This is a genomic window from Persicitalea jodogahamensis (assembly GCF_014651615.1).
GTDB classification, from domain to species: Bacteria; Bacteroidota; Bacteroidia; order Cytophagales; family Spirosomataceae; genus Persicitalea; species Persicitalea jodogahamensis.
On the sequence record NZ_BMXF01000002.1, the window covers coordinates 163,531 to 176,233 of the forward strand.

The 12,703-nt window shown below is 51.9% G+C and carries 12 protein-coding genes; 6 read left to right on the plus strand and 6 right to left on the minus strand.

Translation table 11 applies throughout. The annotated features are described in order from the left end of the window. Positions 1–126 precede the first annotated feature (126 nt). Together IE117_RS10785 and IE117_RS10790 are read right to left on the minus strand one after the other, a co-directional pair. A complete protein-coding gene (locus IE117_RS10785; protein ID WP_189564435.1) occupies positions 127–2,238 on the minus strand; it encodes a peptidylprolyl isomerase in 2,112 nt (703 codons plus the stop codon). A gap of 158 nt (positions 2,239–2,396) precedes the next feature. Then, positions 2,397–3,611: a TCR/Tet family MFS transporter gene (locus IE117_RS10790; RefSeq protein ID WP_189564436.1), complete on the minus strand. Its 1,215-nt coding sequence runs from the start codon at positions 3,609–3,611 to the stop codon at positions 2,397–2,399. Between the two features lie 467 nt (positions 3,612–4,078). Between IE117_RS10790 and IE117_RS10795 the strand changes: the two genes are divergently transcribed. The 4 genes from IE117_RS10795 to IE117_RS10810 all read left to right on the plus strand — a co-directional run bounded on the left by IE117_RS10795 (position 4,079) and on the right by IE117_RS10810 (position 7,490). Next, a complete protein-coding gene (locus IE117_RS10795; protein ID WP_189564437.1) occupies positions 4,079–4,465 on the plus strand; it encodes a hypothetical protein in 387 nt (128 codons plus the stop codon). Between the two features lie 400 nt (positions 4,466–4,865). Beyond that, on the plus strand, positions 4,866–6,173 hold the full coding sequence (locus tag IE117_RS10800; protein ID WP_189564438.1) for a Gfo/Idh/MocA family protein: 1,308 nt from the start codon (positions 4,866–4,868) through the stop codon (positions 6,171–6,173). Between the two features lie 73 nt (positions 6,174–6,246). Further along, positions 6,247–6,765 (plus strand): DUF2480 family protein, encoded by a 519-nt coding sequence (locus IE117_RS10805; protein WP_189564439.1) that lies wholly within the window; start codon positions 6,247–6,249, stop codon positions 6,763–6,765. Between the two features lie 260 nt (positions 6,766–7,025). Then, entirely contained in the window at positions 7,026–7,490 is a 465-nt protein-coding gene (locus IE117_RS10810; RefSeq protein ID WP_189564440.1) for a DUF1440 domain-containing protein, read from the plus strand. 8 nt (positions 7,491–7,498) lie between these two features. Here IE117_RS10810 and rnhB read toward each other — a convergent pair whose 3' ends face one another. From rnhB to IE117_RS10830, 4 genes are read right to left on the minus strand one after another with little or no spacing between them, the layout of a single operon-like run. After that, positions 7,499–8,077: a ribonuclease HII gene (gene rnhB / locus IE117_RS10815; protein ID WP_189564441.1), complete on the minus strand. Its 579-nt coding sequence runs from the start codon at positions 8,075–8,077 to the stop codon at positions 7,499–7,501. Then, entirely contained in the window at positions 8,077–9,099 is a 1,023-nt protein-coding gene (locus IE117_RS10820) for a VWA domain-containing protein (protein WP_308439283.1), read from the minus strand. Before IE117_RS10820 ends, rnhB begins: the two co-directional genes overlap by 1 nt. A 19-nt stretch (positions 9,100–9,118) precedes the next feature. Continuing rightward, positions 9,119–10,108: a hypothetical protein gene (locus IE117_RS10825; protein ID WP_229580727.1), complete on the minus strand. Its 990-nt coding sequence runs from the start codon at positions 10,106–10,108 to the stop codon at positions 9,119–9,121. A gap of 6 nt (positions 10,109–10,114) precedes the next feature. Further along, on the minus strand, positions 10,115–10,984 hold the full coding sequence (locus tag IE117_RS10830) for a DUF58 domain-containing protein (RefSeq protein ID WP_189564442.1): 870 nt from the start codon (positions 10,982–10,984) through the stop codon (positions 10,115–10,117). 201 nt (positions 10,985–11,185) lie between these two features. On the opposite strand from IE117_RS10830, the gene IE117_RS10835 reads away from it, so the two are divergent. Beyond that, the gene (locus IE117_RS10835) at positions 11,186–11,557 is read left to right on the plus strand and encodes a DUF4296 domain-containing protein (RefSeq protein WP_229580730.1); all 372 of its coding nucleotides are present in this window, start codon (positions 11,186–11,188) and stop codon (positions 11,555–11,557) included. Between the two features lie 196 nt (positions 11,558–11,753). After that, positions 11,754–12,545: a polyprenol monophosphomannose synthase gene (locus IE117_RS10840; protein ID WP_189564443.1), complete on the plus strand. Its 792-nt coding sequence runs from the start codon at positions 11,754–11,756 to the stop codon at positions 12,543–12,545. The last annotated feature ends 158 nt before the right edge of the window (positions 12,546–12,703 follow it).

Consider the following 12,703-nt stretch of genomic DNA (forward strand, 5'->3'; position numbering starts at 1 on the left):
TATGAGATGACTTTTAAAGTGTAAAGATGACATTTTATAATAAATCTACCCTTCACTTTATAGAAAAAGGCCGGGGCGTTGTTGGCTCCGGCCTTTTTTAGAAAAGTATTTTTGACTGGTTATCTACTAAAAAAACTTGGCGCGGCGATCGACAATGTTCGCATTGTCGCGCACGGCTTCGTTCAGCAGAAAGCTGGCGCGGCTTTCGATATTTTGCTGAATTTGCGATTTGTAAGGTGTGTAGTCGGCGATTTGCGGAGCAGGCGTTTTGCTGAGTTGCTCCATCACGAATACCCCGTTTTCTCCGGCGAAAGGCTTAGTTTTCTGGCCCTTCTTCGAGCCGAACCCTTTGCCCAAGGCGTAAGGATCAAAGCCAGCCGAGCTCAACAAGCCCGTTGCCAGCGTGATGTCGTCGGCCGTTTCTACCAGCGCACCGGCGCCGTACTTCTTGGCGGCAGCTTCCAGGTCGCTTACAGTGCCCAGTTTGCTAATAATCTGCTCTGCTTTGAGCTGGTTGCGCACTTTGGCGGTTAGTTCGTCGCGGAAGTCGTCCACTTTCACATCGTCGGCGTCCGTTTTTCCGGTGAGCACGGCTACAACGTACTGATCGTCCGTCTCGAATACCTGCGAAACCTTGTTAAGACCCGTTTTGTCATTGAAAGCCCAACGCACGATTTCGCGGGCGTTCTGGATCGCGTTGACATTGTTGGCATTTTCGGGAATGCGCGTTGCGGTAGCAATCACCAGCGACTTGTCCTTAGCCACAGCCTCGTCGAATTCTTCTTTGTTATCAACCGAAGCGGCAAACTGGTCAGCCTTGCGATAGGCGTCATCGCGGGTAGCCTGGCTAGGTGCAATGGTTTTGGCAATCGTCGCCAGACGATAGAGCGTGTTAGACTTGGCGTCAGTCACCTTGATGATATGGTAGCCAAACTGGCTTTCTACCAGGCGAGGGATTAATCCGGTTCCACTATGAGAGAAAACCGCATCCTCGAAGGGCTTCACCATACCGCCGTTATTCTGGAAATAACCCAGGTCACCGCCCCGTTGGGCCGAACCCTGGTCGGTGCTGTTGGTGGCGGCCAGAGCCTCAAAACTGGCTCCACCACGAAGCTGGTTCAGGATGCCCTCCGCTTTTTGCCGAGCAACAGCTTTGGCCGAATCGGAGGGGTTTTCGAAACTGATCAAAATGTGGCTGGCGCGCACCGTTGATAGTGAGTCCTTCCGCGTGCCGCCGTATTTATAGATAAAGTAGGTGTCACCCTCACGGTAAGGTCCGTAAACTCCGCCCGGTACAAAGGTCGTAACAGCTTCCTTCAACTGGTCGCTCATGTTGGCGTAGGACATGGTCGTTGGCACTGCGATGTCCGAGTTCATGCGGGCATAGGCTGAGTCATTGGCTGCCGAAGCCAGGCCACGAGCCAGATTTTTGATCTCCGTGTTAAGGGTCGCACTATCCTCAGTATTGGGTACCACAGGGAAAGTCACGTACTGGATCGTACGTGTGTCCATGCCCTTGTACTCATCCTTATGATCTTTGAGGTACGAAGACAGCTGCGAATCAGTCACTTTAATGGTTGTGTCCGGCACAGAGTAGAATGGCACGTACAGGTAACGCAGATTGGCTTTGGTGTTCTGAGCCATGTACTCCTTCTCAGCCTCGGCCTTGGTCACGTATGAAGACATCTGGATGATGCCCTCGTACTTCTGACGGAGGCGATCCGCGTAAAGATTTTTCTCGAAGTCAGCCCACGACTGCTGCTGCGGCAGGGGAAGCGTTTTCAGGTTTTTGAGGTAGTTGACAACGGCACTCTTATCAAAAGCGCCCGTGGTGGGGTTGGCGAAGGCCTGCTGAATGGCGGGGCTGATGTTATTGCCCTGCACCATATCGGTCTTTTCCTCGTCGGTGACAGTCAGGCCCAGTTTGTCGTATTGCTTTTTGTAGGCAATGTCGATAATCATCTGGTTCCAGGCCTGCTCGCGCAGAGCAGTCAGCTCTTGTTCGCCCGCTGCGCGGCCTGTCTGGGCTTCGTAGTTTTGGCGCATCACGTCCATTCTGGCCTGAAAATCCTGAATATTAATCTCCTTCCCGTCAATTTCGCCGAGGGTCTGGTTATTGCCCCCCCCGAAAAGCGTGTTGTTGCCGAAGAGGTCACCCAGTACGAAAAGGGTAATACTGACACCGATGAACCCCACGGCCCAACCGGACTTTTCTCTAATCTTGTTAATTACTGACATAGTACATTTTCAAATTTGACCCGCAAAATAAAATCTTTTCTCCGTGGTATCCAAGAATGGTGCTAAAAAGGGATGTAGAAGTGGCAAAGTTCCCTAGTGCCAAAGCGACAAAGTTTTTGAAATTAAGTAAGTAGGGATAGCCGCAAAATCAATTTGCCTCAACTCTCAACTACCTTAAAGCTTCGCCGCGCCAGGATGGTACTTATCAACGCCAGCACGGCGGCGAGCAGCATGGGGGCTCCAGGGAAGTACAGATAAGTATCATGGCGGGTGAAGTAAGCAAAGAGGCCGGTCATGAGCGGTGGGCCGATGATGGCCGTAACGCTTTGCAAACTGGTAAGCCCTCCCTGCAACTCGCCTTGTTCATTGGGAGGGACCTGTGTGGAAACCAACCCCTGGATGGCAGGGCCCGCAATACCGCCCAGGATATAGGGAACCATGAAAGCATACATCATCCACCCTTGGGAGGCAAAAGCAAATAACGTCAGCCCGATGGAGCTGAACAACAGGCCGATGTACACACTGCGTTCGCGACCTAGTTTGGGAATAATCACGCGGATCAGTCCGCCCTGGACAATGGCGCTGAGCAATCCCACTGCACCGAGCGAGTACCCGATCTGGGCTTCGTGCCAGTCAAATTTCTCCATGGTGTAGTACGACCATACGCTTTGAACGGCATGGGAAGCGATGTAAAGCAGCACCAGCGAAACAATCAACCCGGCAATGACCGGAAACTTGCGCAGGTGCCGCAGGGCTCCCGCCGGATTGGCCCGCTTCCAGCTGAATGAGCGCCGGTTCTCGGGCTTGAGCGACTCCGGCAGGACGAAATAGCCGTAAAGCCAGTTGACCAGCGAAAGTACTGCCGCCGCAAGAAAGGGCACCCGCGAGCCGTACTGCCCCAGCAGGCCGCCGATGACCGGACCTATAATAAAGCCCAACCCGAAAGCAGCGCCGATCAGCCCGAAGTTCTGAGCCCGGTTTTCGGGGGTACTTACGTCGGCGATGTAGGCGGCTCCCGTGGTGAAACTACCCCCGAGAAATCCGGCGATGACGCGACCGACAAACAGCCAGCCAATGGTGGGAGCAAAAGCCAGAAAGAGGTAATCCATGCCGAAACCGAAGAGTGAAGCCAGCAGGATCGGGCGCCGGCCGTACTGATCGCTGAGGCCGCCAATGACCGGAGCGCTCAAAAACTGAACGAAGGCGTAGGTGAACAGCAGCCAGCCCCCGTAGCGTGCCGCCTGGCTCAGCGAACCGCCAATAAGTTCCGTGATGAGGGTGGGAAGCACCGGGATGATGATACCGATGCCCGTGATGTCTATCAGTAAGGTGATGAAGATGAAGCCGAGGGCGGCAGGGCGCTTGGAAGCCATATTTTGCAAAAATTTCCCAAAAGTACGGTTTATTCTAGTGCAGGTGGAAGGGAATTGTCAGGCATTTTGTTTTAGCCCGTTCAAAAGTCTGCTGATAACGCGTCATTTCAAACCGTATGGAGAAGCGCTGTTGAGCGCATGTAAAAGATGTTCACATCGGAAACATATACAAGGCTCGACATTAGACAGAAAAACCCACTGTCCAGGCTATCAATCCCGCTTGAAAAAATTAAATCATGGGTATTTATATCAACTTTTCTAAGATTTAATATAAATAAAATGCTTTCGAGTGCTTGTTCGATAAACCTGCAACAATAAGCTAATTCTCCGCAACAATAAGCCACGGCTTTGATAGAATGAGCCAAGTCCGGTCAAGCGCAACCAGCGACCTTTGTAATGTTCGCTGCTGAGCAATACACGGACACTTCAATCACTCATTTTATCATAAACTTATAAATACTACGATCATGAACGCTTTCAAAACTTCCGCTATCGCCTTTACTTTTGCTCTTTTGTCTGCCGCTTCTTTACAAGCGCAAAGTACCACCCCCAAAACGTTCGGCACCAGCCTCTACCGCGTGCAGAACAGCATGAAGATGCGCCTGAGTGTGGAGAAAACCCCTGGCGAAACAGTCAGTGTCCGCCTGATAGACCAGGACGGAAAAGAATTGCACCGCGAGTCGATAGGCCGCCGGATCGATAAATACGGCTGCTATTTCGATTTTTCAAAAGTTGAGGACGGTGACTACACCATCGAAATTGCCAACGGCGCCGAGGTTGAGCGCAAAGCTATCCATCTGGGCAGCAAAGAGGTAGTGAAAGCTCCCGCCCGTGCGCTCGTTGCGCTGAACTGAATATGTGCGCAAAGAAGCTAATCCTCATACGATTAGGTTAGGTTAATAATCTGGAAACCCCCGCTCCGACTGGAACGGGGGTTTTTGAATGCTCAATTGGGCGGATCAGACTTTGCCAACATGCCCGCTCAGGTAGTTTGCGGACTAAGAGCCATCTGATCAATGCAGTGGAAGCGCTCACCATCAGGTAGGATGCTGGTAATGAAGGAAAAAGCCTCTTGTATAATAAGTAAGGAAGGGGGCGGCGACGTATGCTGCGTCGCCATTCCTTTTGAATGTAAGTAGGAGTAAAGTCTACCTTTTTCGATTGGAATTAGGGTAAATTTCCTTTACCTGTCGTCTTATTGGATAAATACCTGATTATGTTTCTCTTGTCGCGTCATTCCAAACCCTGATTTGTATGCAAAACGAAAACCAACTGAACCGCCGCAGCTTCATTAAGAACTCGGCGGGCGTCGCGGTGGCCCTGTCGCTACCCACTATCATTCCTGCCCGTGCCTTCGGTGCCAACGACCGCGTGAGCGTGGCGGTACTGGGTGTGCACGGACGCGGCCAAAACCATATCTCGGGTTTCTCCAATCTGAAAAATGTGGAAGTCGCCACGCTCTGCGATCCCGATAATGTGGTTTTGCAGAAACGCGCCGGAGAGTTTGAGAAAAAATACAGCAAGAAGGTCAAGACGGAAATGGATTTGCGCAAAGTGTTTGACGACAAGTCGATCGACGCCGTGAGCATCGCCATGCCCAACCACTGGCACGCGCTGGCCACGATCTGGGCCTGTCAGGCAGGCAAGGACGTCTACGTGGAAAAACCCGGCTCGCACGACTTTGCCGAAGGACCCAAAATCATCGAAGCTGCCAAAAAGTACAAGCGCGTTGTTCAGCACGGCGTGCAGCTACGTAGCTCGGAGGCCATGAAAGAGGCCGTGAAGCATCTACGCGATGGCCTGATCGGCGATGTTTATATGGCCCGTGGGCTGGTGTTCAAGTGGCGGCCCGACCTGGGCGATAAGGGTACCAGTCCCGTTCCCGAAGGACTGGACTACGACCTCTGGACGGGGCCAGCGCAGATGAAGCCTTTTTCCGAAAACTACGTGCATTACAACTGGCACTGGTACTGGAACTACGGCAACGGCGACATCGGCAACCAGGGTATCCACGAAACCGACCTCTGCATGTGGGGGCTGGGCGTGGATACTTTTCCCGAAAAAATCACTTCCGGCGGCGGTAAATTCCTTTGGAAAGATGCTCAGGAAACGCCCGAGGTACTTTCTTCGACCTACATTTATCCCGACCAACGGAAAATCATCGAGTTCGAAGTGCGCCCCTGGATGACTAACGAAGAAGGCGGTACAGGCATCGGCAATATCTTCTACGGCAGCGAGGGCTACATGGTCGTAAAAGGCTACGACTTCTACGAAACCTTCCTGGGCCGTGACCGCAAGCCCGGCCCCACGCGCAAAGCGGGAGGTGATCACTTCAAGAACTTCATCGACGCTGTGGTGGCGCGCGACCCATCCAAACTTAACGGTCCACCCGAAACGCTGCATTTGTCGTCGGGTCTGGCGCACCTGGGCAACATTGCCTACCGCACCGGCCGCAGCCTGACCTTCGACCCCAAAAAAGAGAAGTTCGTCAACGACAAGGAGGCCGACGCCATGCTCAGCCGCGAGTACCGCGCGCCGTTCACGATGCCAAGGAACGTGTAGGGAATGATTCGTATGATTTCGGTGTAGTAAGTTTATTGGTAAAACAACCTGCTACACCGAAATCAATACAGTCATGTCCACCGAAACAATTATCAATAAAGTAGCCAACAGCGGCCTGGTGTCGCTGGATCTGGAGGAACACTACCATCCTGGCGAAAGGGTAGTTTATGACCTGAAAGACAACCTTTTTCAGGGCCTGATCCTGCGGGAAAAAGATTTTCGGGAATTCCTGAAAAACCACGACTGGAGCGCGTACCAGGATAAAAACGTCGCGATTGTGTGCAGTGAGGATGCCATTGTGCCCACCTGGGCCTACATGCTGCTGGCTGTCAAACTGGAGCCTTTCGCCCATGCCTTCGTATTCGGTGATCTGACTGCGCTGGAAAACAAACTATTTTACGAAGCCCTCGAAAAGATAGACCCCGAAAACTACCGCAATGCGCGGGTCGTCATCAAGGGATGCAGCAAGCACCCGGTACCTACCTCGGCTTACGTAGAAATCACGCGACGGCTCAAGCCCGTTGTCCAGAGCCTGATGTTCGGCGAGCCATGCAGCACCGTACCCCTCTACAAGCGCCCGCGCGTTTCCTAGCTCAGCGCTCAGCTGCGAGGGTGATATTTTGGGGATTTCTGCCTCTCACAGTTCAGCCAAAAACCTTTTTCAGTCGGTAAATTTGCGTACGGTTAGAGTGATAAATCGGATCTTTGTACGCCCATATCCGCTTGGTGAGGTTCGGCGTCCTGACTTTGTCGCTTTGCCACTTCGACCCTTTTCTTCTCAAGACAGACAGGCATACTTTTTTAAAGTGGTGTTGAAATCATTTTTCAAACCCCTTTAAATAGATATACCTCATGACTCAGAATATTTGGAAAGGCGTACTGGCCGGAGCCATCGCCGGCGTCGTAGGCACGGCCGTCAAAACCGCCTGGGAAGCATATATCCCCGCTCGCCCTGCCAACCGCGATTCCCCCCCCGTGGTACTCGGCGATCGGGTAAAAGAAGAAGCCGCCGATAAAGATCTGACAAAAAGCGAGAAACCCGTTGTGGAGCAATCTATCCACTGGGCGTTTGGAACGGGTATCGGGGCCTTGTACGGAGGCGTAGTCGAGGCTGTACCCCAAACTCAAAAAGGCATGGGCGGAATGTTGGGAACAGCCCTGTATGGCGTGACGCACGGATCGGTGTTGCCCATGATGAATACTGAGCCCTGGCCTCTGAAGCAACCTTTGAAATTTGCCGGAAGTGAGTTTGCCAGTCACATCGTTTATGGCGTCGTGGTTGAGTTCACACGTCGCTACGTCCGCAAATGGCTGTAAAACAGGAATCAGTAGTTGAGCCGGAAACTGCGGCGGTGGTAGACCGTTGGGCCGTGCTCTTTTAGGGCGCGGCGGTGCTGGATGGTAGGGTACCCCACATTGGTCGCCCAGCCATATTGGGGAAAATCTGCCGCAAGACGTTCCATCAATTCGTCGCGGTAGGTCTTGGCCAGTACCGAGGCCGCCGCGATCGACAGGAAGAGAGAATCACCTTTGGTGATGCAGGTGTGCGGAACAAGCGGGTACGGCACGAATCGATTGCCATCCACGAGCAGATGCTCGGGCATTGTCCGAAGCTGGGCCACTGCCCGGTGCATGGCCAGGAAGCTGGCTTGTAGGATATTAATTTCATCGATTTCCAGGTGCGAAGCCTCGGCCACAGCCCAGGCAAGGGCTTCGCACTCAATTTCATTTTTCAGAGCATTGCGTTGCTCTTTGCTGAGTTGCTTGGAGTCTGTCAACGAGGAGTGATGGTAGTCAGGCGGTAAGATCACCGCTGCCGCCACTACGGGACCAGCCAGGCAGCCCCGACCTACTTCGTCGAGCCCGGCTTCCACTAATCCTTCGGTATGGCAGGAGCGTAGCATCAGTCTTCCAGAATATTACTCATGAAGGTACTTTTGGTAGCAAGTGCCAATATAATAAGGAGAACCGCCCAGTAGAGATAAACGCGATAGTAGTCCTTTACCTCCCGAAAAACGACATTCTTGAATTGAACTTTCTCCATTTTGTTGATTTGGGTAAACACCTTCACCAGAGCAGTGTTGTCGGTTGCCCTGAAATATTTTCCATCGCCAGCGGCGGCTATCTCCTGCAGCTCCCCCTCGTCCACTTGCGCGGCAGCTATCTTTAGCGTATCTCCGGTACTTGTCCGGCGGGTGTTGCCTACCGCGATGGTGTATATCTTCACGCCGAAGGCCTTGGCCAAACGAGCTGCCGTGATGGGATCGAGGTTGCCGGAGGTATTCTCCCCGTCGCTGATCAGAATCGCCACCTTGCTTTGGCTCCTGGAATCGCGCATCCGGTTGACACCCACTGCCAGGGCGCTGCCGATGGCTGTGCCGGCGGTACGGATCATGTCGGGTTTCAGGTCTTCCAGAAATCCATACAGCAGGTCATAGTCGGTCGTGAGCGGACAAAGGGAATAGGCCTCGCCGGCAAACACAATAATCCCGATCCGATCTTGTAATCGTCCCCGGACGAAGTTACGGGCCACCTGCTTGGCTGCCGTAAGCCGGTCGGGGTTCAGGTCTTTTTCAAGCATGGAGTCCGACACGTCAACAAGCAGCATGATGTCGATTCCTTCGGAGAAACGGTCGGTACGTTCGGTGATGATCTGGGGACGAGCCAAAGCCAGCAGAATAAACGTAAGGGCCAGGGCAATGCTGACGGGCTGTACGTAGCGCAAGCGTGTAAGCCAGTCGTTGGGTGTTTCTATGGCATCATAGGGGATCGTCAGAAATTGCCGTGACCTGCGATGGAAAGCAGTTCGTAGCAAAAAGGCCAATGGAATAGCAGGGATGGCGTAAAGGAAGTAAGGGTGCGCCCAGTAAAAAGAGCCCAGAGCTTCCCAGCCAAACCACCGCAGCGACAACCAGTTTTCCATCATACTTAATTTTTCTGTATCGTTAGCGGGTGGGTCGCATGATATCTAGCCTGTGCCGACGGTACACCCTTTGGGCTACATTTTTCAAAGTCTGCAGGGAAGCATCCATTTGCTGTGACTTACCTTGCCCGTAGATAATCCGGTCGATGTCCTTCAGAGCGCCTTCAAGGGTTTCGTCCGGAATATTGTCTATGATCTCACGGGTGGTGTAGGTGGCAAATGGCTTCTTTTCCACATCTTCCAGATATTGTTTCCAAACCACGACCGCTTTTTCAGCCTCGCTGGTGTTGTTTCGTTCACGGGCGTTGCGGTTGAAACGATTGAATGCCCGGACAAAATCGCTGTGCTGCCTTCTAAGCAGAAAAACCCGCCACTGCCTGTCGATTTCACGGCCAAAGAACCAGTAAACCAGCAGAAAAAGCAAACCCAACGAGCCGATAAACAACAGGAATATGGGGTAATTGAAAGTACGTTGCAACATGCCTACTTTGGTTTGATCCCGCAGTTTCAGTGTGTCGGGCCGTGTGGTCACGGGCAACGGCGACCGCAACCACAGCGTATCAGGAGCAGCGTACACCGCTGTGCAGTCTTTGTCTGCGTACACGAATACAGGCAGGCGCAACACTTGCAGACTGGCCACGTCGAACGATACCAACCGATAGATAGTACTGTCAAGGCTACCCAGCGAGTCGGTTCTTGTTGTGAAATACTCCTGTCCGATCATCTCGAAGGGTGAAAAGTCAAAGACAGAATCAGGAAAGAAAACCTCCGTCGCCGGATCGTGGAGGAAGCTGAAGGAATAGGAAAAAGGCTTCCCCACCTCGATCGTATCTACCAGAAACTCCCCTTGCGGTCGTTTATTCGGTTTCGATGGTGCCGGCTGACCGAAGCTGGTAGACAGGATCGACAAAGAAAAGAAACCCAGAAGAAGCCCACGGCCAACATTGCGAAGCAGCCGGGGAACGCCTCCTTGCTTCGTAGAATGATCTGTAATGAGAAATCCGCTTTCCATTGTTCGCTAATTGAATCTTCTCACCCGGAACAACTTAATCAGCGCAGGGACGTAATCTTCCCCCGCGTCCAGAGAAAGGTAGTCGGCCCGATTCTGTCGGCATAACTTTTCCAGCATTTCCCGCCTTGCCTGAAACCGCTGCCGCATGGCTTCACGGTAGAGGGTAGAAGAAGCATTGACCCATTTCCTGACTTGCTTCTCAGCGTCGTAGATGGGTATTATTCCCAGCTTGGGCAGGTTGGTTTCGCGCATGTCGTGGACGTGAATCACAATGAGGTCGTGTTTGCGCGCCAGCGCTTTGAGGTTGTGTTCGTAGCCATCGTCGATAAAATCGGAAATCATAAAAACCAAACTGCGCCTCTTCAAGACGTTTAAAGTCAGCAATATAGCTTCCGAAAGGTTGGTGCGCGGCGAACCAGGCGTCAATTTGTACAGCTCTGATATAAAACCGTACGCATGCTTCATCCCGTCCGACGGGCGGATGTAGCGCTCCTTCTGATCTGAAAAACAAAGCAGGCCGACACGACTGGCTTCCTCAATGGCCGAAAGCGCCAGCACGCCGCAAATCTCCTTGGCGGCGTCTATTTTCAGGCGGGTTTGGTCGCCTACTTCCTGAGAGGCGCTCACGTCCACCACAAAAAACACGGTCTGCTCTTTTTCCTCTTTGAATATTTTGATGTAAGTACCGTGGCCTTTGGCCGAGGTGTTCCAGTCGATGGCCCGCACGTCGTCACCGTACTGATAGAGGCGCAGGTCATCGAATTCCAGCCCCGAGCCCTTAAACACAGAATGAAAGTTGCCATGCCGCTCGCTGTTGACTGCCTTGCGGATGCGTATTTCGTACTGCCGAAGTTTGGTTAAGAAATCCTGGAACACCTTGTAATTTTAAATGAATGACGCGGCAACCCACACCAAGAGTGAATGGAATGGCAGAGTATCTAGCACCGATATCTTGATTCCTCCTTCGGCTTTTTAGGATTTTTGTTAAAAAACCTAAAAAGGGGGCTTCTTTTGAAAGAATTGCGACCTTTGGGGCGTTTTTGGTTGCCAGACAAATATAGAAACTTTGCTCCGACTATGTCGCGTTTCACATTTAACTCCCGACCTTTTCTGATGCTGTCTCTGATCCTGACCGGGCTTCTGGCCTGTAACGGCGAGGACAGCCCGCCGGATGATTTGATCCCTCAGGAAAAAATGGCCGAAATCCTTACGGAAATCCACATTGCCGAAGCCCGGGTGACCAACATGCAACTGCGCTCACAGGATTCTTCGATTTTGCTATACGAAAAGATGCAAAAACGTATTTGGGAGAAGAATAAAGTGGATACATCTGTTTACCGGAAAAGCTATTCCTTTTACACTACTCACCCTGCTTTGCTGTCTGAAATTTACGAGCAGGTGGAGAAAAACATGGAAGTCCGCGAAAAAAAGAAAAACATAAAATTGTGATTTTTGATAAACGCAGGCTTTGGCTTCGTTTTTGAGAGCGATTGTTTTGGGCCTTGAACCGTGATTTTTGTTACTTTTGCCCGCATTAGAACAAGACGCAGGTGATTATTTTTCCTGAAATTAAGAATTCAGCATAGCGATTTTTTTACCTCTACCATCAACTGCCGCCGCGAGGCGTCCCGAACCATCCCATACTTTGACTGATTCCGTAGTCATCATACCTACCTACAATGAGATTGAAAACGTCGAAGCGATCATTCGCAAGGTGTTCAGTCTCCCCAAAGCCTTTGACTTGCTCATCGTAGACGACGGCTCACCGGATGGCACAGCGCTTATTGTGAAGGAGTTGCAGGCTGAATTTCCCGGGCGGCTGCATTTGGCCGAACGGAAGGGGAAATTAGGGTTGGGTACAGCTTACATTCATGGCTTCAAGTGGGGATTGCAAAGGCACTATCGCTATTTTTTCGAGATGGATGCCGATTTTTCTCACAATCCCGAGGATTTGGTGCGTTTGCACGAAGCTTGTGCGGTGGAGGGCAACGACATCGCCGTCGGCTCGCGGTACATTCGGGGGGTCAATGTAGTCAATTGGCCCATGCGCCGGGTGCTCATGTCGTACTTTGCGGGGCACTATGTGCGCTTCGTCACGGGTATGACAGTGATGGACCCCACCGCCGGGTTCATATGTTACAGCCGCGATGTCCTCGAAACGCTTCCCCTCGACCATATCAAGTTTGTTGGTTATGCCTTTCAAATCGAAATGAAGTTCGATGCCTGGAAGTATGGATTTAAGATCACGGAGGTGCCCATTATTTTTACTGACCGTACTTTGGGTGAATCCAAAATGTCGGCGGGAATCTTCAAGGAGGCCATCCTGGGTGTGCTGGGCCTGAAAATCGGTAGTTTTTTCAAGCGCTATGTTCGCGAAAATAAGGCGAAGAACAGCGATTCGGTTGAATCACCTTCGTCCCACGCAGCACTCGGATAAAGCCATTCCTTCCTTTCTTCTTCCTGTAATTTTTTGCCTGAAACTACCCTTAACCACCGGGTTTCTGTCAAATCCCTTTTCTCGCTGAAGCGTAAGGAAAACGGTACAGTTATTGCTGTATGAAATCCGTCTTTTCCCGCCGGAATCACTGACTATTT

Coding starts and splice junctions, on each gene's coding strand:
- IE117_RS10810 (WP_189564440.1), top strand. CDS start 7,026: ATGACTCAGAATATTTGGAAAGGCGTACTGGCCGGAGCCATCGCCGGC.
- IE117_RS10790 (WP_189564436.1), bottom strand. CDS start 3,611: ATGGCTTCCAAGCGCCCTGCCGCCCTCGGCTTCATCTTCATCACCTTA.
- IE117_RS10805 (WP_189564439.1), top strand. CDS start 6,247: ATGTCCACCGAAACAATTATCAATAAAGTAGCCAACAGCGGCCTGGTG.
- IE117_RS10785 (WP_189564435.1), bottom strand. CDS start 2,238: ATGTCAGTAATTAACAAGATTAGAGAAAAGTCCGGTTGGGCCGTGGGG.
- IE117_RS10800 (WP_189564438.1), top strand. CDS start 4,866: ATGCAAAACGAAAACCAACTGAACCGCCGCAGCTTCATTAAGAACTCG.
- IE117_RS10795 (WP_189564437.1), top strand. CDS start 4,079: ATGAACGCTTTCAAAACTTCCGCTATCGCCTTTACTTTTGCTCTTTTG.
- IE117_RS10835 (WP_229580730.1), top strand. CDS start 11,186: ATGTCGCGTTTCACATTTAACTCCCGACCTTTTCTGATGCTGTCTCTG.
- IE117_RS10820 (WP_308439283.1), bottom strand. CDS start 9,099: ATGATGGAAAACTGGTTGTCGCTGCGGTGGTTTGGCTGGGAAGCTCTG.
- rnhB (WP_189564441.1), bottom strand. CDS start 8,077: ATGCTACGCTCCTGCCATACCGAAGGATTAGTGGAAGCCGGGCTCGAC.
- IE117_RS10825 (WP_229580727.1), bottom strand. CDS start 10,108: ATGGAAAGCGGATTTCTCATTACAGATCATTCTACGAAGCAAGGAGGC.